The sequence below is a fragment of the Variovorax sp. Soil_C_33 genome (assembly GCF_057656935.1).
This window is the reverse complement of sequence record NZ_JBDGJK010000008.1, coordinates 238,406-255,241: the sequence shown is the minus strand read 5'-3', so window position 1 is coordinate 255,241 and position 16,836 is coordinate 238,406. Positions and strand designations below refer to the sequence as shown.

Annotated in this window: 20 protein-coding genes; 13 read left to right on the top strand and 7 right to left on the bottom strand. The window is 66.2% G+C overall.

All coding sequences use genetic code 11. The features are described 5' to 3' along the window. Positions 1–28: 28 nt before the first annotated feature. From AC3A6B_RS15075 to AC3A6B_RS15065, 3 genes are all read right to left on the bottom strand, one after another. Complete coding sequence (locus AC3A6B_RS15075) at positions 29–1,324, bottom strand: UDP-N-acetylglucosamine 1-carboxyvinyltransferase (RefSeq protein ID WP_487837520.1); 1,296 nt, start codon at positions 1,322–1,324, stop codon at positions 29–31. A gap of 536 nt (positions 1,325–1,860) precedes the next feature. Beyond that, positions 1,861–2,208, bottom strand: a complete 348-nt coding sequence (locus tag AC3A6B_RS15070) for a hypothetical protein (RefSeq protein WP_487837496.1) — start codon at positions 2,206–2,208, stop codon at positions 1,861–1,863. Between the two features lie 68 nt (positions 2,209–2,276). After that, complete coding sequence (locus AC3A6B_RS15065) at positions 2,277–3,272, bottom strand: alpha/beta hydrolase family protein (RefSeq protein WP_487837495.1); 996 nt, start codon at positions 3,270–3,272, stop codon at positions 2,277–2,279. Between the two features lie 114 nt (positions 3,273–3,386). Here AC3A6B_RS15065 and AC3A6B_RS15060 point away from each other — a divergent pair, with 114 nt between their 5' ends. The 5 genes from AC3A6B_RS15060 to AC3A6B_RS15040 all read left to right on the top strand — a co-directional run bounded on the left by AC3A6B_RS15060 (position 3,387) and on the right by AC3A6B_RS15040 (position 5,686). Further along, positions 3,387–3,815 carry a GNAT family N-acetyltransferase gene (locus tag AC3A6B_RS15060; protein WP_487837494.1) on the top strand — a complete coding sequence of 143 codons (429 nt, stop codon included), beginning with the start codon at positions 3,387–3,389 and terminating at the stop codon, positions 3,813–3,815. Between the two features lie 277 nt (positions 3,816–4,092). Further along, complete coding sequence (locus AC3A6B_RS15055) at positions 4,093–4,236, top strand: hypothetical protein (RefSeq protein WP_487837493.1); 144 nt, start codon at positions 4,093–4,095, stop codon at positions 4,234–4,236. Positions 4,237–4,442: 206 nt separating this feature from the next. Next, positions 4,443–4,844, top strand: a complete 402-nt coding sequence (gene panD / locus AC3A6B_RS15050; RefSeq protein ID WP_487837492.1) for an aspartate 1-decarboxylase — start codon at positions 4,443–4,445, stop codon at positions 4,842–4,844. Positions 4,845–4,973: 129 nt separating this feature from the next. Further along, complete coding sequence (locus AC3A6B_RS15045; protein ID WP_487837491.1) at positions 4,974–5,195, top strand: hypothetical protein; 222 nt, start codon at positions 4,974–4,976, stop codon at positions 5,193–5,195. A gap of 107 nt (positions 5,196–5,302) precedes the next feature. Next, positions 5,303–5,686 carry a hypothetical protein gene (locus AC3A6B_RS15040; RefSeq protein WP_487837490.1) on the top strand — a complete coding sequence of 128 codons (384 nt, stop codon included), beginning with the start codon at positions 5,303–5,305 and terminating at the stop codon, positions 5,684–5,686. Positions 5,687–5,710: 24 nt separating this feature from the next. Here AC3A6B_RS15040 and AC3A6B_RS15035 read toward each other — a convergent pair whose 3' ends face one another. Then, positions 5,711–6,226, bottom strand: a complete 516-nt coding sequence (locus AC3A6B_RS15035) for an anthrone oxygenase family protein (protein ID WP_487837489.1) — start codon at positions 6,224–6,226, stop codon at positions 5,711–5,713. A 145-nt stretch (positions 6,227–6,371) separates the two neighbouring features. Next, positions 6,372–7,439 carry an AI-2E family transporter YdiK gene (ydiK, locus tag AC3A6B_RS15030; protein WP_487837488.1) on the bottom strand — a complete coding sequence of 356 codons (1,068 nt, stop codon included), beginning with the start codon at positions 7,437–7,439 and terminating at the stop codon, positions 6,372–6,374. Positions 7,440–7,530: 91 nt separating this feature from the next. On the opposite strand from ydiK, the gene ku reads away from it, so the two are divergent. From ku to AC3A6B_RS14990, 8 genes are all read left to right on the top strand, one after another. Next, on the top strand, positions 7,531–8,430 hold the full coding sequence (ku, locus tag AC3A6B_RS15025; protein WP_487837487.1) for a non-homologous end joining protein Ku: 900 nt from the start codon (positions 7,531–7,533) through the stop codon (positions 8,428–8,430). Next, positions 8,427–9,281, top strand: coding sequence for a tetratricopeptide repeat protein (locus AC3A6B_RS15020; protein WP_487837486.1), 855 nt, complete (start codon positions 8,427–8,429; stop codon positions 9,279–9,281). Before ku ends, AC3A6B_RS15020 begins: the two co-directional genes overlap by 4 nt. A gap of 15 nt (positions 9,282–9,296) precedes the next feature. Continuing rightward, the gene (ligD, locus tag AC3A6B_RS15015) at positions 9,297–11,816 is read left to right on the top strand and encodes a DNA ligase D (RefSeq protein WP_487837485.1); all 2,520 of its coding nucleotides are present in this window, start codon (positions 9,297–9,299) and stop codon (positions 11,814–11,816) included. Positions 11,817–11,923: 107 nt separating this feature from the next. Continuing rightward, complete coding sequence (locus AC3A6B_RS15010; protein WP_487837484.1) at positions 11,924–12,235, top strand: hypothetical protein; 312 nt, start codon at positions 11,924–11,926, stop codon at positions 12,233–12,235. A 23-nt stretch (positions 12,236–12,258) separates the two neighbouring features. After that, complete coding sequence (locus AC3A6B_RS15005) at positions 12,259–12,528, top strand: GlsB/YeaQ/YmgE family stress response membrane protein (protein WP_487837483.1); 270 nt, start codon at positions 12,259–12,261, stop codon at positions 12,526–12,528. A 145-nt stretch (positions 12,529–12,673) separates the two neighbouring features. Next, positions 12,674–13,474, top strand: coding sequence for a transporter substrate-binding domain-containing protein (locus tag AC3A6B_RS15000; RefSeq protein WP_487837482.1), 801 nt, complete (start codon positions 12,674–12,676; stop codon positions 13,472–13,474). A gap of 136 nt (positions 13,475–13,610) precedes the next feature. Next, a complete protein-coding gene (locus AC3A6B_RS14995; protein WP_487837481.1) occupies positions 13,611–14,393 on the top strand; it encodes a YihY family inner membrane protein in 783 nt (260 codons plus the stop codon). Next, entirely contained in the window at positions 14,390–15,397 is a 1,008-nt protein-coding gene (locus tag AC3A6B_RS14990; RefSeq protein WP_487837480.1) for a formylglycine-generating enzyme family protein, read from the top strand. Before AC3A6B_RS14995 ends, AC3A6B_RS14990 begins: the two co-directional genes overlap by 4 nt. 24 nt (positions 15,398–15,421) lie before the next feature. On the opposite strand, the gene AC3A6B_RS14985 is transcribed toward AC3A6B_RS14990, so the two are convergent. Both AC3A6B_RS14985 and AC3A6B_RS14980 read right to left on the bottom strand, forming a co-directional pair. Beyond that, positions 15,422–16,312: a hypothetical protein gene (locus tag AC3A6B_RS14985; RefSeq protein WP_487837479.1), complete on the bottom strand. Its 891-nt coding sequence runs from the start codon at positions 16,310–16,312 to the stop codon at positions 15,422–15,424. Between the two features lie 8 nt (positions 16,313–16,320). Beyond that, positions 16,321–16,719 (bottom strand): nuclear transport factor 2 family protein, encoded by a 399-nt coding sequence (locus AC3A6B_RS14980; protein WP_487837478.1) that lies wholly within the window; start codon positions 16,717–16,719, stop codon positions 16,321–16,323. Positions 16,720–16,836 lie beyond the last annotated feature (117 nt).

The window sequence follows — 16,836 nt, the reverse complement described above, 5'->3', positions numbered from 1 at the left end:
AACCCCCAAAAAGGGGCTTTGCCGGCGCCTAGTCGCCCGCCACCCACTCCACCGTCGCGCCAAGCGCGTTGAGGTTCTCGACGAAGTGAGGGTGGGCACGCCGTATCGGCAATGCATTCAGGATGGTCGAGCGGCCCTCGATGCTTGCGGCCAACATGAAGAGGGCGATCGCGACCCGGATGATGTAGGGGCTCTCCACGGTCGCGGGCATGAGTGACTTCCCGCCATAGACGATGAGCCGGTGCGGATCGCACAGCACTGCGTGGGCGCCGAACTTCCCGAGCTCCGAACTCCAGCCGAGCGCGCCTTCATACACCTTGTTCCAGAACATCACCGACCCTTCGGCGCGCACGCCCAGCGCAACGAAGATCGGCAGCAGGTCGGCTGGCACGTAGGGCCAGGGTGCCGCCTCCACTTTCTGAAGGATGTTGGTCGTGAACGGTGCGCGCATCTGGAGTGGCTTGCGGACATGCGCCCGGCTGAAGCCGTCGCGGTGTTCGAGCTCAACGCCGAATTTGGCGAAGGTCCGGTCGAGAAGCGGGAACTGCGCCGACGCGCCATTGCGCACCGCCACGTCGCCCCCGGTGATTGCGCTCAACGCCAGGAAGGTGGCCACCTCGTGGAAATCGTCGGCGAAGGTGTACTCGGCGCCGCCGAGCGAATCCAAGCCTTCCACCTGCAGCTGAGAGCCGCCGGTGCCGGCGATGCGGGCTCCCATCAAGCCCAGGAATGCGCAGAACTCCTGCACGTGCGGCTCGCACGCGGCATTCGTGAGCCGCGAGCGGCCTTGCGCCGTCACGGCGCAGAGCACGAAGTTCTCGCTCGTGGTCACCGAGGCGTAGTCCAGCCAATGGTCCGTGGCGACGAAGCGGCGGGGTGCCCTGATCGTCACGGCCCCAGGTTCCATCGCCACCTCTGCCCCGAAGGCGCGGAACACCTCGATGTGCGGATCCACCTCCCGCACGCCCAGCGTGCAACCGGTGACGTCGTCCTCGATCCTGGCGATGCCGAAGCGATGAAGCATCGCCGGCACCAGCATGATCGAAGAGCGCATGCCTGCCGGCACGCGGGCCCGGCTGGCATCCAGCAGTGGGCCATGATGCAGCTTCAGCGTGCCGCCTGCGCGCATCTCGACCGTCGAGCCGAGCTCGCGGAAGAACGCGAGCAGCTTGCTCACGTCGGTGATGTCGGGGACGCCATGAAGCACCACCGGTTCATCGGTGAGCAGCGTGGCACACAGCACCGGCAGGACTGCGTTCTTGTTTGCCGACGGCGAGACGGTACCGGACAACGGACGGCCGCCGTAGACGATCAGATGGCTCATGACTGATGCTGCTTCCTGGCAAAAAGCGCCAATGATGCCCGCTTGTGCGGCGCTTCCAGATCGTTCCAAAAAGGCCGAGATGTGGCAGCATGCGCCGACAGCAAGAAAGAGAGGCACAACGTGGCATTGCTCGAAGCGATGGTCGTCAGCCAGACGGTCGACGTCTCCGCGGATGTCGTCTACGCCTTCGCCCGGCAGATGGAGAATCTGCCGCTCTGGGCGTCCGGCCTGGCCAAGGGCATCGAGCAACGTGATGGGGGATGGTTCGCCGACTCGCCGATGGGCCAGGTCAAGGTGACGATGGCGCCCGCCAATTCGTTTGGCGTGCTCGACCATGACGTCACGCTCCCGGATGGCGTCAGTGTCCACAATGCGCTCCGGGTGACACCCTGTGGAGATGGGAGCGTGTTGACCTTTGTCGTGCTTCGATCGGCTGGCGCCAGCCAGAGAGCTTTGACGCCGACGTCGCGCATGTACGTCAGGACCTCCTGGCCTTGAAGCAGTTGCTCGAGCAGCAAACTTCTTGACGGCGCCTGCTATGCGGTCCGGTCTTTCACGGCCCTGACCGCCCGGCGATAGATCAGGATCATGGAAACCAGGCCAAAGAAGGACGCCATGGTCGAGGCCAGCGCAATCGCAAACAGCAGCCCTGGCACCGCATCGTCCGTGGCAAGGAGCGTGAGAACCAGGCAAGCCGCCCACAGCGCACCCCAGCGCAGGATGTAGATGTCCATGTACGTTTTCAGCCAGACGTAGTTCCGGCTCCTGATCGCGGCGCGCTCAGGCGCGCTTGCGTGGGCCGGAGTCGGCTCCAAAGCAGAGGTCGGCGACCAGAACCGGGTCCAGACAGAGCCGGCATCGGCGTTTTCCGTGGAGGATGTCATCAGGCCTCCAGCCTAACCCTTCTCGCCAACCTTCCCGGCAAAGCAGGCCGGCCCGATGACGGGCTGGCTCAGTCGTCCTTGCCGCTGGAGCGGTCGTCGTTCAGGAACTCGAAGGTGGCCTGCCAGGTCTGCGGCGAGTTCAGGATGCCGAGATGCCCGGTGCGCAGGATGGGATCGTAGGCGCCCTGCCCGGTGAGCACGATCTCGCGCGCGCCGCGCAGGCTGGCGCTCCTGGAGAAGTCCGTCGGCTTGCCGAAGGAATCCACGGCGGGCACCGGCGCGATCAGGCCGTCCTGCACCGGGAAGTAGACGAAGCTGGCATCGCCATTGCGGATCACCAGCACGCGCGTGGGCCCGTCGTTCTCGTTGCGCCCGTTGCGGCCGTTGAGCAGGCGCAGGAAGGGCGTGTCGGGCGAGCCCAGTTCCTGGCACACGTCGCTCGCAGGCGTGAAGCCGCCCGCCGCCGGAGCCTGAAAGTAATTGGCAGGGTCGGGCGAGCAGTTGATGATGCCGTGGTTGGGCCCGTCGATCGCGACGAAGCGGCGCACCATGTGCCGCACCTCGTCCTGCCGCATCCATTCGCGCGCGAGCGTCACTCCCAGGCTGTGCCCGACGATGTCCACCCGCTTGGCGCCCGTGAAGTCCATCACCGCGCGCACGAAGCGGCGCAGGTCGGGCACGTTGGCCGCATTGGTGTGGGCGATGCTCGAACGGCGCGTCTGGTCCGCGGCCAGGTCGCACTGGTCGCCCTGGTAGCCCACGCCCCAGAGCTCGCTGGTGGAATAGCCGTTGTCGGCGAGGTATTGCGCCATCGCCTGAACGCGTCCGTAGGGACTGCAGGCGGTGGCGAACGGTGTGTCGTTGTTGCCGTGAATGAAGATCACCGGTGTTCGCGTCACCGGCCCGGCGGCGCCGAAGCCAATGAGGGGGCGGGCGAGCGAGGTGTCTTCGATCGAGGGAAAGCCCGGCGGCAGCGTGTTGCCCACGATGCCCGCTGCCTGCGCGGCGGCGGCCGCGGTCACGAAGGTGGCGAGAGCGGCGGCATGGCGAATCCACGTTTTCATCAGCGGGCTCCTTCTTTAGCGCTCGCGATGATGCCGACCAAAGCCTTCGCTGGCAAGGTTCGCCGCGGGCCGGAGCAGAATGCGCCACCTCGGCAACTCCTTAAGCATGCCCCCATGACAGCCCTCACCATTGTCGAAGCGACGCAAGAGGAAGTGAGATCGGGTGAGCTCGGTCGTCGCCTGCGCCACTTCAACTATGGATTCGTCGGGCAGTACCCCGAATCGCAGCCCGTCTGGCTGAACGTCAAGGACGAAGAAGGCCGGCTGGTCGGAGGGATGCGCGGATACGTCTTTCTTTACTGGCTGCACATTGACGTGCTTTGGGTTGACGAGGCGGCTCGAGGCAGCGGGCTCGGCAGCAAGCTGCTGGAGCGAGCCGAGGCCAAGGCGAAGAGCTTGGGCGCGCACAGCGTGAAGCTTGATACCTTCGAATGGCAGGCACGCGCCTTCTACGCCAGGCACGGCTACAAGGAGTTCGGTCGCATCGACGACCACACCAAAGGCTACTACCTCGCCTTCATGATGAAGAAACTGGCAATCTGAAGCTACAAGCAGAATTCGGCCAGCCGGACAAGGATGATGCACCGCCACTGATGAGGCGACGTCCCCAGCCATCTACTTTGCCCCGTTCGCGCGCGACCTCCGGGCGCATCACGCGGCATCATGCCTATGAGGGGGACAGGGAACGCGGCCGTCCTCTTTTGCAGTGATTTCGTAGATTCCATCACGCTGCGCGTTGATCCAATGGGCGCAAACTGAATGCATGTTCAGAGCGCTATTGCTTCTACTGGTTGCCCTCGGCCCACTCTGGCTTGTCTACATGTTCGGCCTCTGGCTGCTGGTTGCATTCGTCGCGCTCGCGGCGGCAACCTTCATGTTTTCGACGGGCAAGGCACACCCTTCGGAGGAGAATCAAGGCGGCCGGCTCACTGGCTACCGCACCACCACGTTTGCGGACTTCTAGGCAAGATTCGGCGCCCACCATTGGCTCGAACAGGGGCGAGGTGCGCGTCCTCCCTCATCGGAGGTATTTCACGTCCGGTTCGCGGTGGTGGCTGTAGGAGGCCAGGTTGAGCTCGTGAAATGCACAGGGGCGTTCGTTAGAACTCGGTTATGGTTATCTTTGCCGTCGATCGCCAACCCAGTTTCGTACACACAGCCCTACCGACCATGTTTCGAACTCTGCTCAAGTCAAAGATCCATCGCGTTGCCGTCACCGATTGCGAACTGCACTACGAGGGCTCCTGCGCCATCGACGAAGACCTGCTCGACGCCGCCAATCTGGCGGAGAACGAGCAGGTCCACATCTGGAACATCAACAACGGCGAGCGCTTCGTGACCTATGCGATCCGCGGCGAGCGCGGCAGCGGCGTCATCTCGGTCAACGGCTCGGCCGCGCGCCGGGCCTCGGTGGGCGACCTGATCATCATTGCCGCCTTCGGCCTGGTGCCCGAGGACCAGGTGGCTGGCTACCGGCCGAAGCTGGTGTTCGTGGACGACGCCAATCGCATCAAGGAAGAGCGCGCCCACATTCCGGTACAGGCCGCCTCGGTCGAAGTGGCCGCGGCCTGAGCGCTGGAAGTTCCCGCCCTCGGCGCGCTTCAATGAGTGCGCTCGGCTAGCACTGCGCTGCGGCGCGCTCCTACATGCAGGGCCGGGAGACGGCGTGTACGTTGTCTTTTCAACCGAAGGAGACACGTCATGGCCACGCAGCAGACACCATCCCGTCCACGGTCCCCTGACAAACCGAAGGTTCTTCCCGAGAGCCCTGCAACCGTTGTTCCTGCGGAAGCCGATAGCGACAGCGAGTATGCCGATGCGACCGAATCCACGGGCGGCACCGCCGCCGACCAGGCGGACGCGGTCAAACCGGTCGGGGATCAGAACGCCCCAGGTTCCGTCAAGCGCAAGCAAGCCTCATAACCAAGCCTCATAACCGGGCTCGGAGCAGATGGGTGTCGTGCCGCTGGTGCCGGGGATTGTCATCTGCCTCGGCGCGGCGTATCTTGGGTGCCGAGAAGGAGCGATCCATGCCTTCACCAACAAGCCTCGTACGAAGAGACAAGCGCGGCACGCCGCCGGTGCCCGCGAGTTCATTGAGCTACGCCGAAGCAATCGCGCCGCCATCGGATGCCGAGTTGTGCGAGCGCGCCGTGCTGGCGATCTGGCGCAGTCTGGACGAGCACGATCTCGTGGATGAGCGGCTACGAGCCGAGCTGGCAGGTGTCCTGGAGCCGTTGATCGTTCTTGCCCTGGGCGATCGTCCGCAACGCTTGATCAGCACGCTCAGGTTGCCGGACCCGATCGATGCGTCCCATCTGTATTGGCTCACTCGCCGGCTCCTGACTCTTGTTCCCGAACTGCAAGCCATGGCCGCCAAGCCGGGAGGCAACGCCCGTGCGCCCCTCGCCTGACGCGACGACGCTTCCTGTCCGAGCTCAGGCGCCCGACGCTCCCGCCCGCGCCGATTGCACTGCCGCCACCGTGAACGAGAGCGCAGCCAGCACCCCCATCGCCGTGCGCAGGTGGTTCCACCGAACCCAGGGCCCAACATAAGCCGGCCACTGCACCGCGGCAACCGCGGCAGACGCCTCGGCCCGCGCCAGCGTGTTGTTCATCGGCACGTTGAAGACCATCGTCACCCCGAAGGTCCCGACCAGATAGGCCGCTGCGCCGATCAGCAGCCACCAGGTGGCCGCATCGTTCGCATGCAGCAGCGCCCGCAGCACCAGCACCGCGCACAGCAGCGCGGTGCCGGCGAACACTCCGAGAAACACCGGATTCTGGATCGTCACGTTGATATTCTGCATCGCGGCCATCCCCTGTTCGGGCGGCAGCTGCGACAGTGCCTTCATCACCGAGGTCGAGAAGGCGAAGAGCAGGCCGGCGATGACGGCCGAGCCGACAGCGGCGAGCACGGTGAGGGGGAGCATGAGTGCGTTCAGGGTTGCCATGAGGTTTGCCTTCTGCAGCTGCGTTGCTGGAATTGCGAAGGCCGCTATTGGGCCCCGGCCGCGCGCGGATTTCAATCACGCCTCGTCCCGGTCTCGTGCTCCATCGTCCGGCCTGGAAGCGGGAGCGGCCGAACTGGATCACGCGCTACGTCTGAGCCTCTACCGCCTCGGCGTCCCGGAGCCAGTTGTCGATCAGCGTGTATGACACCGCCAGCATCACGGGGCCCACGAAGATACCCACCAGCCCGAAGCCGAGCAGCCCGCCGATGACGCCCGCGAAGATCAGCACCAGCGGCAGGTCGGCGCCGCGCCGGATCAGCACCGGGCGCAGAAAGTTGTCCATGGTGCCGACGATCACCGTCCACACCAGGAGGAAGATGCCCCAGCCGGTCGAGCCGCTCCAGAAGACCCAGATCACCGCCGGCGCCAGCACCAGCGTCGGCCCGACCTGCACGATGCACAGCATGAACATCACGGCGGTGAGCAGGGCCGCGAAAGGCACGCCGGCGATCGCCAGGCCGATGCCGCCCGCCACCGCCTGGACGAAGGCCGTCACGCCCACCCCCAGCGCCACGCCGCGGATCGCCTTGCCGGCCAGCACCACGGCATCTTCTCCGCGCTGGCCGCCGAGCTTGTGGCCGAAGCGCCGGACCACCGCCGCCGCCGATTCGCCGCCCGCATACATCATCGCGGCGATGACGACCGTGAGCAGGAACTGCAAGGTCAGCGCACCGAGCACGCCGGCCTGCGCGAACAGCCATCCGGTGACTTGCCGCATATAGGGCGTCACCTTTGCCTCCAGCCCCGCCACGCCGGAGGACACGAGATCGTTCCAGGCGATGGTCAGCCGCGGCCCGACGATGGGCAGGCGATCCACCCAGCCCGGCAGCTGTGGCGGGCCCCGGCTGATCAGCAGCCTGATCCATGCGACCACTTCTTCGGCGTTGGCGGCGATGGTCGAGATCGCCAGGGTCAGCGGCAGCACGAACAGCAGCAGCAGGATCAGCACCATCGCGAGCACCGCCAGGCTGCGGCGCCGCCACAGCCGCGCCTGGATCCACAGGAAGGCCGGCCAGGTCGCCACCACCACCATCGCGGCCCAGATCGTCGCGCCCAGGAAGGGGCGCAGGATCCAGAGCGAAGAGCCGATGAGCAGCACCAGGGTCAGGACGCCGAAGGTGGTCTTGGCGAGGTCGGGGCGGGGTTCGGACATGGCGGGGTTTGGGTGAGGGGAAGTGCGCCTATTCTCCTGGCAGCCAAAAAATGGCATGCTGCCCTTCCTTCGTTCGCCTGGAGGCAAACCCATGGCTGCTCGTTCCATAGCGTCGCTGTCGCTCGGCTTCGGCCTGGTGTCGATCCCCGTCAAGCTGTATTCGGCGACGGAGAGCTCCGCGACCGTCCGCTTCAACCTGCTGTCGAAGGACGGCTCGCGCGTGAAGCAGCAATACATCTCTGAGAAGGACCAGACGGTCGTGCCGCGCACCGAGATGGTCAAGGGCTACGAGTTCGAGAAGGACCGCTACGTCATCTTCAAGCCCGAGGAGCTCAAGGCGCTGGAGGAGGGCGGCAGCCACGTGATCGACATCGTGTCCTTCATCCCCGAGCAGGCGGTGGACCCGCTCTACTACGACAAGGCCTACTTCCTTGCGCCCGACAAGCGCGGCGGCAAGCCCTACAACCTGCTGAAGGCCGCCATGCAGGAGAGCGGTCGCTGCGCGCTGGCACGCTGGGCCTGGAAGTCCAAGCAGTACGTGGTGCAGGTGCGCGCCAACGACGACGGCCTGGTGCTCCAGCAGCTGCTCTTCGCCGACGAGGTCCGGTCGATGAAAGACCTGGAGATCGAGCAGCTCCCGCCGCCGTCGGCCGCCGAGCTCAAGCTGGCGCTGCAGCTCATCGAGCAGATCTCCGCCGACGACTACGACCCCACGCTCTTCGAGGACGAAGAGAAGAAGCGCATCCTGGCCGCGATCGACGCCAAGATCGCCGGCCAGGAAGTGGTGGCGGTCGAGCATCCGGAAGATGCCGCCGCCGGCGCCCAGGTCATCGATCTCACCGACATGCTGCGCGCGAGCCTCGGCCGCGCCGTCAAACCCGGCGCGAAGCAGCCCGCACCCGCAGTCGAAAGCAAGGGCGCAAAGCGTGCTCCCCGGGCGGCAAAGGTGGCCGAGGCCGCGCCGCCGGTGCGCGCGCGCATGAAGAAGTGACGAACGGCGCCCCGCTCGAAAGCACGCACCCCTACACCTTGCGCGGCGTCCGGCAGATGCTGGGCCTGACGCGGCATGCCATCTCGAAGCTGATCGAACTCGGCTTCGTCGACCCCTCGCGCGGACCCGGGCGCGCCTTGCGCTTTTCGTTTCGCGACGTGGTGCTGCTGCGCTCGGCGCACGACCTGCGCGTGGCGCGCATTCCCACGCGGCAGATCCTGCGCTCGCTGCGGCGGCTCAAGGACACGCTGCCGCCCGAAGTCCCCGTGAACGGGCTGCGCATCACCGCCGCCGGCGACCGCATCACGGTGCGCGAAGAGGACGCACTATGGGAGCCCGACACGGGCCAGCTCGTGATGGACTTCAGCGTCGCGCCGGCCACCGGCTCGGTGAGCTTCATCTCCCAGCGCGCCCCGGAGCCGGCGACACCCGAGTCCGATGACCTCGAAGACCTGTTCGAGACGGCGGAAGAGCTGGAGGCCTCCGACCCCACCGCCGCCGAAGACACCTACCGCCTCATCCTCGAACAGGACCCGGCCCACGCCCACGCCTACCTGAACCTCGGCTTCATGCTGTGCGAAGCCGGCCGCTGCCGCGAGGCCGTGGCGCTCTACGACGAGGGCATCGCGCATTGCCCCGACGACCCGCTGATGCACTACAACCGCGCCGTCGCGCTCGAAGACCTGGGCCGCGTGGCGGCCGCGCTCGCGAGCTACGAGCAATGCCTGCGCCTGCAGCCCGACCTTGCCGACGCGCACCAGAATGCCGCGCTGCTCTATGCCCAGGCCGGGCAGAAGCAGATGGCCATCCGCCACTTCAGCGCATTCCGGCGGCTGCAACCGCGGGTCTAGCCGGCCGCGACTGCGATGGCCCGCGCCGACCCGCTCAAGAAGTACAAGGCCAAGCGCAACTTCGCGCTCACGCCGGAACCGGCCGAAGGCGGCAGCGAGAGCACGCACGCGCGGCAGTTCGTCGTGCAGAAGCACTGGGCCACGCGCCTGCACTACGACGTGCGGCTCGAGCTCGACGGCGCGATGAAGAGCTGGGCCGTGCCGAAGGGCCCGAGCTACGACCGCCAGGTGAAGCGCATGGCCGTGCACGTCGAGGACCACCCGATCTCGTACAACAGCTTCGAAGGCACCATCCCGCCCAAGCAGTACGGCGCCGGCAAGGTCGTCATCTGGGACAAGGGCACCTGGACACCGATCGGCGATCCGCACAAGGGCTATCGCGACGGCGACCTCAAGTTCGAGCTGCACGGCTACAAGCTGCGCGGCAAGTGGGTGCTGGTGCGCATCAAGAGCAAGGAGGAGAAGCAGAACGCCTGGCTGCTCATCAAGGAACGCGATGCCTACGAGCGCCCCTCGGCCGAGTTCAGCGTGGTCGACGAGTTTCCGGACAGCGTGGCGGACCTGCCGATGCCCACGCCCGAGGCGGAAGCGGCCGCACCAGCGCCCGCACCGGCGAAGAAGCGCACCGGCGCGCGCGGCATGCCCGCCGGCGCCGTCAAGGCAGAGATGCCGCAGAAGCTGTCGCCGCTCTTGGCCACGCTGGTCGATGCGCCGCCGGGCCGGCCGAGCGAATGGGTCTACGAGATCAAGTTCGACGGCTACCGCATGCTGGCGCGCGTCGATGCCGACGGGGACGTGCGCCTCATCACGCGCAACGGCCACGACTGGAGCAGCCGCCTGCCGCACCTGGTGCAGGCGCTCGCGCGCATGAAGCTCAAGCCCGGCTGGCTCGACGGCGAGATCGTGGTGCTCGCCGAATCCGGCCGGACCGACTTCCAGGCGCTGCAGAACGCCTTCGAGAGCGCCAGGACGCAAGGCATCGAGTTCTTCTTGTTCGACGTGCCGTACTACGACGGCCACGACCTGCGCCGCGTGCCGCTGGTCGAGCGGCGCGAGTTCCTGCGCGGGCTGCTCGCCAAGGCGCCGGCCGGCATCCGGCTGAGCGAAGCCTTCGATGCGGCGCCGAAGGACATCATCGCCTCGGCGTGCAAGCTCGGGCTCGAAGGCATCATCGGCAAGCGCAAGGAGAGCAGCTACAGCTCGCGCCGCTCGACGGACTGGATCAAGCTCAAGTGCAGCCAGCGGCAGGAGTTCGTCATCGGCGGCTACACCGACCCGAAAGGCTCGCGCATCGGCATCGGATCGCTGCTGCTCGGCGTGCACGACGACCAGGGCGATCTGGTGTACGCCGGCAAGGTCGGCACCGGCTTCAACGACCGCTCGCTCGCGGACATGTTGGCGCGCCTGCAGAAGATCGAGATCGACCAGCGCCCCTTCAAGAACAAGACCGAGGACGAACGCAACGCCCACTGGGTCAAGCCCACGCTGGTGGCGGAGGTCACCTACGCGGAGTGGACCGCCGGTGGCCACATCCGGCACGGCGTGTTCGAGGCCCTGCGCGGCGACAAGCCGGCCCGGGCCATCGTGCGCGAGAAGCCCGTGCACCTGGCGGACGCCGATGTCGGAGAGCAGCAGCCCGTCGCGCACACGCTGCCGCCGACGCTCAAGGTCACCAACCCCGAGCGCGTGATCGACCCGAAGAGCGGCGTGACCAAGATCGAGCTGGTGCGCTTCTACGGCCTCGTCGCGCCGCTGATGATGGAGCACCTCAAGGGCCGGCCCGTGTCGATCGTGCGTGCGCCCACCGGCATCGCGGGCGAGCTGTTCTTCCAGAAGCACCTGGACAAGGACAGCATGCCGGGCATCCGGCAGCTCGACCCCGCCATCTGGCCGGGGCACGAGCAGATGCTCGAAGTCGCGACGCCCGAGGGCCTGCTGTCGGCCGCGCAGATGAACGTCATCGAGTTCCACACCTGGAACGCCGTGAAGACCGCGACCGGCAAGCCCGACCGCATGACCTTCGACCTCGACCCGGGCGAGGGCGTCGGCTGGCCGGCGGTGCAGCAGGGTGCCGAGGTCGTGCGCGTGTTCCTCAACGAGCTGGGCCTGGCGTCCTTCTGCAAGACCAGCGGCGGCAAGGGCCTGCACGTGGTGGTGCCGCTGCGCAAGCACCACGACTGGGACACCGTGAAGGATTTTTCGGAAGCCATCGTGCGCCACCTGGCCCGCACGCTGCCCAAGATGTTCGTCGCCAAGAGCGGCCCGCGCAACCGCGTGGGCAAGATCTTCATCGACTACCTGCGCAACGGCTTCGGCGCCACCACCGTCTGCGCCTGGTCCGCCCGCGCGCGGCCCGGGCTCGGCGTGTCGGTGCCCGTCGAGTGGGCGGAGGTGCAGCACCTGACGAGCGGGGCGCAATGGACGGTGCGCAACATCCATACGCGACTGGACAAGGGGAACGAGCCCTGGAAGGACTATGCGAAGTCGGCGCAGGGGATCGGGCCGGCGATGAGGATGCTGGGGTTTCGCGGCTGAGGGCCCCGCCCTACACGCGCTGCGGCCAAATGCCCACCACGGCCGCGGTCCGCCGCACCTATGAATGGTCCCTCGGTCAGTTCGACCGTTTCACTCAAGGGGCTGCCATGGACAATTCTGATCAGGAAACTTTGACCCAAGGTCCCGCGCAAGCGAACCCTGCTGAAGAGGGGGCCACTGCCGCAGCACTCGCAAAGCGCGCAGCGCGCGAAGCGATCGACACTGGAAAGGGCTACGCCCAGAACGCCATCAACGAGGCCGGCAAGAGACTGACGGCAGCGAAGGAACAGGTGAGCCGAGCTGCTGACCAGGGGACTCACTATGTCTCCGAGCAACCCGCACGTGCCGTAGCGATTGCCGCTGCCGGTGGTGCGATCCTCGGCGCTCTTCTGGTCGCCGCGATGCGCGGTCGCCGCTAGTCCCCCCACTCCCGGAGAACAAGATGAACATCATTATTTGGCTGGTGGTCGGCGGGCTTATCGGCTGGGTCGCCAGCATGATCATGAAGACGAATGCGCAGCAGGGTTTGGTCCTCAATATCGTGGTGGGCATCATCGGTTCGGTGATCGGCGGCTGGCTCATCGCGCCTCTGCTTGGCGCGGCCACCGTCAATCAGAACGATTTCAGCGTTCGAGGGCTGCTGGCTTCCCTGATCGGCGCAATCATCTTGCTCGCAGTGGTGAATCTTGTGCGGCGAGGGAGCGTGCGGTAGCTCGGCTGGGGCTCGTCGACCACGATAGGCAGGGCGTTCAACTCGGAGCAGAATCCTTCGAGGTGCAGACCTTCGACGGCGACGCCTGCGGACCCGAAGGCATCTCCATCCGGGAAGCACCGCGAGCGACTTCAAGGAGGACGCCATGCGAACTGCTCATTGGATGATGGCGGCAGTCCTTGGACTGCTGCTTGCAGGCTGTGCGGGCATCGGAGCCGCTCCGACACCGGAAGCGCGACAGGCGTTGGCTCCGACCGGCAAGCTTCGCGTCGGGCTCCAGCTTGGCAATCCCTTGAACGTCGTGCGGGACTCCGCGTCGGGCGAGATGAAGGGGGTTGGATTCGACCTCGGAAAAGAGATGGCCCGGCGCATAGGGGTTCCGTTCGAGCCGGTGCTGTACCCATCGATCGGAGCTCTTCACGACGGCGGGAGATCCGGGGCTTGGGACGTCGCCCAATTCGGGTTCAGTCCCGAGCGGGCGAAGGAGTGGGATTTCAGCGCGCTGCACCTGCAAGTCGAATTCGGCTACCTCGTCCCTGGCGGTTCTTCGATCTCGACGATGGCTGATGTGGATCGCCCCGGGACTCGAGTTGCCGTGCAGGAGAAGTCCGGACCCGATGCCTTTTTTACTCGCACGCTGAAGAATGCCGTGGTTGTCCGGGCATCGAGCAACCCTGGCGCGTTGGAGGCGCTGAAATCCGGGCGAGCAGACGTCATGGGCAGCATCAAGCCCATCCTGTTCGAGATGTCGAATCAATTGCCTGGTTCTCGAGTGCTCGACGGCCGGCCTGGCCTCGATCCGCACGCCATGGCGATGCCGAAGGGACGGGATCCCGGAGCGGCATACACGCGCCAGTTCGTCGAGGACGCGAAGTCCGGGGGGCTGGTCAAAACCGCGATCGAGAGAGCCGGTTTGCGCGGCGTGATTGTCGCGCCGCTCAAATGATGCTCTCTAGCCGCAGCTAGGATCGCTGCGCTCAGGAGGCGATCCGGGGTGCCCATGACAATCGCCATTCATCCTCTTTCAGCGAAACATGTTCACCCTGACCCGCCTGACAATCCAACGCGCCAGGAAAGAGCGCTTGCCCCAGGTCGCCGGGAGCCTGACGTTCACCACCTTGCTGTCCATCGTGCCCTTGCTGGCAGCGAGCTTCGCGCTGCTCACGCGATTCCCGATCTTCAGGCGCTTCAAGGACGCGCTTCAGGAGCTCTTGTTGAGCAGGCTGCTTCCATCGGACTTGGCCCGCACGGTGCTGAAGTACCTGAACCAGTTCGCCGCGAACGCCAGCGGCCTGACCTGGGTCGGCTCGCTCTTCTTGCTGGCCACGGCCGTCGCGATGCTGCTGACCGTGGAGAACGCACTGAACCAGATGTGGAAGGTCCGGAAGAATCGGCCGTTTTTCAGGAGGGTCGGCTTGTACCTGCTGATGCTGGCCGTCGGGCCACCGGTTCTGGGTCTGAGCCTGTGGGCCACGTCGTATTTGCTGGGCGTTTCCATGGGCCTGATCGGCGCGCTGCCGCCATCGCTCGCATTCGTGCTCGACCTCGGGCCGCTCATGCTCGGCGTGGCTGTATTGACGAGCATGTTCTACCTCGTTCCGAATGCCAAGGTACGGCTGCGCGACGCCCTCGTGGGCGGCCTGATCGCCAGCGTGGCTTTCGAATTCGGCAAGCGCGGCTTCACCACCTACCTCGTCAAGGTGCCGACGTACAAGGCACTGTATGGGGCGTTCGCGGCTCTCCCCATGTTCTTGCTGTGGGTGTACTTCTCGTGGCTGGTCACGCTGCTCGCGGCCATGATGACGGCCAACCTGGCCCTCACCCGACGGCGAGCGACAGGCACCGTCACGCGATCACCACGATGATGACGGCCGCACCGCAGCGTCTGGCTTGCCTGTCGCTCGCTTTGCTGTCCGCCTGCAGCGGCGTGCGCCCTGCAATCATCGAGAACAGCCTCGGCATGAAGTTCGTCCGCGTGCCGGCCGGAGATTTTGTGATGGGCAGCGACGAGCGTCCCGAGAGCCTGGCGCGCATCTTTCCGCAGTACGCGCCGGAAGACCTGCAAGTCCTGGGTGACGAGGCGCCGCGGCACGCGGTGCGCATCACCCGCGCGTTCTATCTGGGCCAGCATGAAGTGACGGTCGACCAGTTCCGGCTGTTCGTCGAACGCTCAGGCTACGTGCCCGAATCCATCGCAGACGGCACCGGCGGCTATGGCTACAACCCCGCCTACGACCGCGCCAGTTCGGCGCGCGGCGACGCCTTCGAAGGGCGCAGCCCCCAATACTCGTGGCGCGACCCCGGCTTCCCCCAGGCCGGCGACCACCCCGTGGTCAACGTCAGCTGGAACGACGCTGCCGCCATGGCGCGCTGGCTCAGTCAACGCGAAGGCGTGGTCTACCGCCTCCCGACCGAAGCCGAGTGGGAATACGCATGCCGAGCCGGCAGCTCGACCCGCTACAACACCGGCGACGAACCCGCGAGCCTGCTCGGCGCCGCAGCGCTCCTGGATCTGGACACCGTGCAACGCTGGCCGTGGCGACGCCCCTATGCCTTGCCCGGCCATGACGGCCACGTGTTCACTGCTCCGGTCGGAAGCTTCGCGCCCAATGCCTTCGGGCTCTTCGACATGCACGGCAACGTGTGGGAGTGGGTCGCCGACTGGTACGGAGAACACTACTATGCAGCGTCCCATCGGGACGATCCGCAGGGGCCGGGCACTGGTGAGCTCCACGTGCGCCGCGGCGGCTCGTGGGCCACCTCGGCCTTGTACGCGCGGTCGTCCTACCGCAACTGGAATACGGCCCAGACCCGCTACGCGCTGGTGGGCATGCGCCTTCTGCGGGAGGCAAAGGCGGGGGAAGAGTGAAGCGCGGCCTTTGGCGGCCATGTCTCAGGCCGCCTGCACGGCAGCGAGCCAGAGCTGCGCTCCTTGCTGCGGCGTCGAGGCCCAGGTCACGCTGTAGGTGCCGGCCGCGCTCACCTGCCTGACGGCAACGGCGCACTGCACCAATGCACCAGCAGTCAGTACCGAATCGATCACCGTGAAGCCGTTGTCGGGCACGGCCGTCTTGTCCAGGTCGACGCCTGCATCGCCCCACCACCATGCGACGAGCAGCGCAGGGCCGGTGGTGGTGACACTGGCGCTGGTCAGGGGCTGGCCCGACAGCACCTCGCGCCACTTCACATCGCGCACCAGACCGCCTCCGGTGATCTCGACAACGCTCAGGGTCGTCTCGTCGGTGACTTTGGGCTTCGCCACGCTGACCGTGTGGTCGGCCATGCCCCGTGCCTGCTCACAGGTGTACAAGGCCGTCCCCGAGCTCGGCCACAGGGTGTAGGTGTGCGCCTCATCGCGCCGGACGAAGGCATTGCCCACGGTGTCCGTCGGCGCGACGTCAGCAAGCAAGCCCCGCCCGACGCAGGCCAACAGGGTGCTTCCGGTGGCGCGCGTGGACATGCCGGAAGCGGACAGCGATGAGGACGTCACGCCGTCAAAGTTGAAGGCGAGCGCGTGGGCGCCGAGGGCTGGCGCCGCTGGAGCAGGTGCAGGAGCAGGTGCAGGAGCAGGTGCAGGAGCGGGTGGAGGAGCAGGGACAGGGGCAGCTGCAGTTGCAACCGTTGTTGCCTGCCCGCCGCCGCCGCCGCCGGAGCCTCCGCCGCAGGCCGTGAGCGCTGCGCCCCCAGATGCCATGCTGACTGCCGCAAGCGCCCACATACGGCGCAACAGGCTGCGGCGCTCGTTCAGCAGCGCAAGCGCCGCATCGTCGGAGGGTTCGTTCATATATGCGGCTACCTCGAGTTGAGCCTGGCGGCCGTGTCACCCGTCCCGATCCAGCGGCTGATCTTGGTGTCGTCTTTCCACGTAAAGACCTGCACCCATTCGGACTCGTGCACCTTGCCGTCCGGCAGCGCTCTGCTCTTGATGCGGCCGAGGACTGTGACGTGCATGGGCCCTTCAAGGAACTCGCGAGGCTCGAACTCCAGGATCTCATCGGCCTGCGCGAGCTTTCCGAAGAATTCGGCCACCTTCTGCTTGCCCTTGCAGGTTCCGCCATAGGGCGTACCGGTTGCCGGGCTGCCGAAGAATCGCCATTCCACGTCATCTGCAAGGAGCTCCAGGAGGGCCGGAATATCGCGGCTGGCGAACGCCGCGTAGCCTTGCTTCGCGATCTCGGTGGGGGTACCCATGGCGCGTCTCCTTGTGGATGGAAGGGGCGAGTAGTTTAGTACTACATACACAGGATGCAACGCAGCGCTGCCTGTCGGCTCATGCGTGGCAATAGTCACGAAAGCGCTCGCAGCCTT

Coding starts and splice junctions, on each gene's coding strand:
- AC3A6B_RS15075 (WP_487837520.1), bottom strand. CDS start 1,324: ATGAGCCATCTGATCGTCTACGGCGGCCGTCCGTTGTCCGGTACCGTC.
- AC3A6B_RS15045 (WP_487837491.1), top strand. CDS start 4,974: ATGGCCACGCAGCAGACACCATCCCGTCCACGGTCCCCTGACAAACCG.
- AC3A6B_RS14990 (WP_487837480.1), top strand. CDS start 14,390: ATGATGACGGCCGCACCGCAGCGTCTGGCTTGCCTGTCGCTCGCTTTG.
- panD (WP_487837492.1), top strand. CDS start 4,443: ATGTTTCGAACTCTGCTCAAGTCAAAGATCCATCGCGTTGCCGTCACC.
- AC3A6B_RS15000 (WP_487837482.1), top strand. CDS start 12,674: ATGCGAACTGCTCATTGGATGATGGCGGCAGTCCTTGGACTGCTGCTT.
- AC3A6B_RS14980 (WP_487837478.1), bottom strand. CDS start 16,719: ATGGGTACCCCCACCGAGATCGCGAAGCAAGGCTACGCGGCGTTCGCC.
- AC3A6B_RS15040 (WP_487837490.1), top strand. CDS start 5,303: ATGCCTTCACCAACAAGCCTCGTACGAAGAGACAAGCGCGGCACGCCG.
- AC3A6B_RS14985 (WP_487837479.1), bottom strand. CDS start 16,312: ATGAACGAACCCTCCGACGATGCGGCGCTTGCGCTGCTGAACGAGCGC.
- AC3A6B_RS15055 (WP_487837493.1), top strand. CDS start 4,093: ATGTTCGGCCTCTGGCTGCTGGTTGCATTCGTCGCGCTCGCGGCGGCA.
- ku (WP_487837487.1), top strand. CDS start 7,531: ATGGCTGCTCGTTCCATAGCGTCGCTGTCGCTCGGCTTCGGCCTGGTG.
- AC3A6B_RS15005 (WP_487837483.1), top strand. CDS start 12,259: ATGAACATCATTATTTGGCTGGTGGTCGGCGGGCTTATCGGCTGGGTC.
- AC3A6B_RS15010 (WP_487837484.1), top strand. CDS start 11,924: ATGGACAATTCTGATCAGGAAACTTTGACCCAAGGTCCCGCGCAAGCG.
- AC3A6B_RS15070 (WP_487837496.1), bottom strand. CDS start 2,208: ATGACATCCTCCACGGAAAACGCCGATGCCGGCTCTGTCTGGACCCGG.
- AC3A6B_RS15060 (WP_487837494.1), top strand. CDS start 3,387: ATGACAGCCCTCACCATTGTCGAAGCGACGCAAGAGGAAGTGAGATCG.
- ydiK (WP_487837488.1), bottom strand. CDS start 7,439: ATGTCCGAACCCCGCCCCGACCTCGCCAAGACCACCTTCGGCGTCCTG.
- AC3A6B_RS15035 (WP_487837489.1), bottom strand. CDS start 6,226: ATGGCAACCCTGAACGCACTCATGCTCCCCCTCACCGTGCTCGCCGCT.
- AC3A6B_RS15065 (WP_487837495.1), bottom strand. CDS start 3,272: ATGAAAACGTGGATTCGCCATGCCGCCGCTCTCGCCACCTTCGTGACC.
- ligD (WP_487837485.1), top strand. CDS start 9,297: ATGGCCCGCGCCGACCCGCTCAAGAAGTACAAGGCCAAGCGCAACTTC.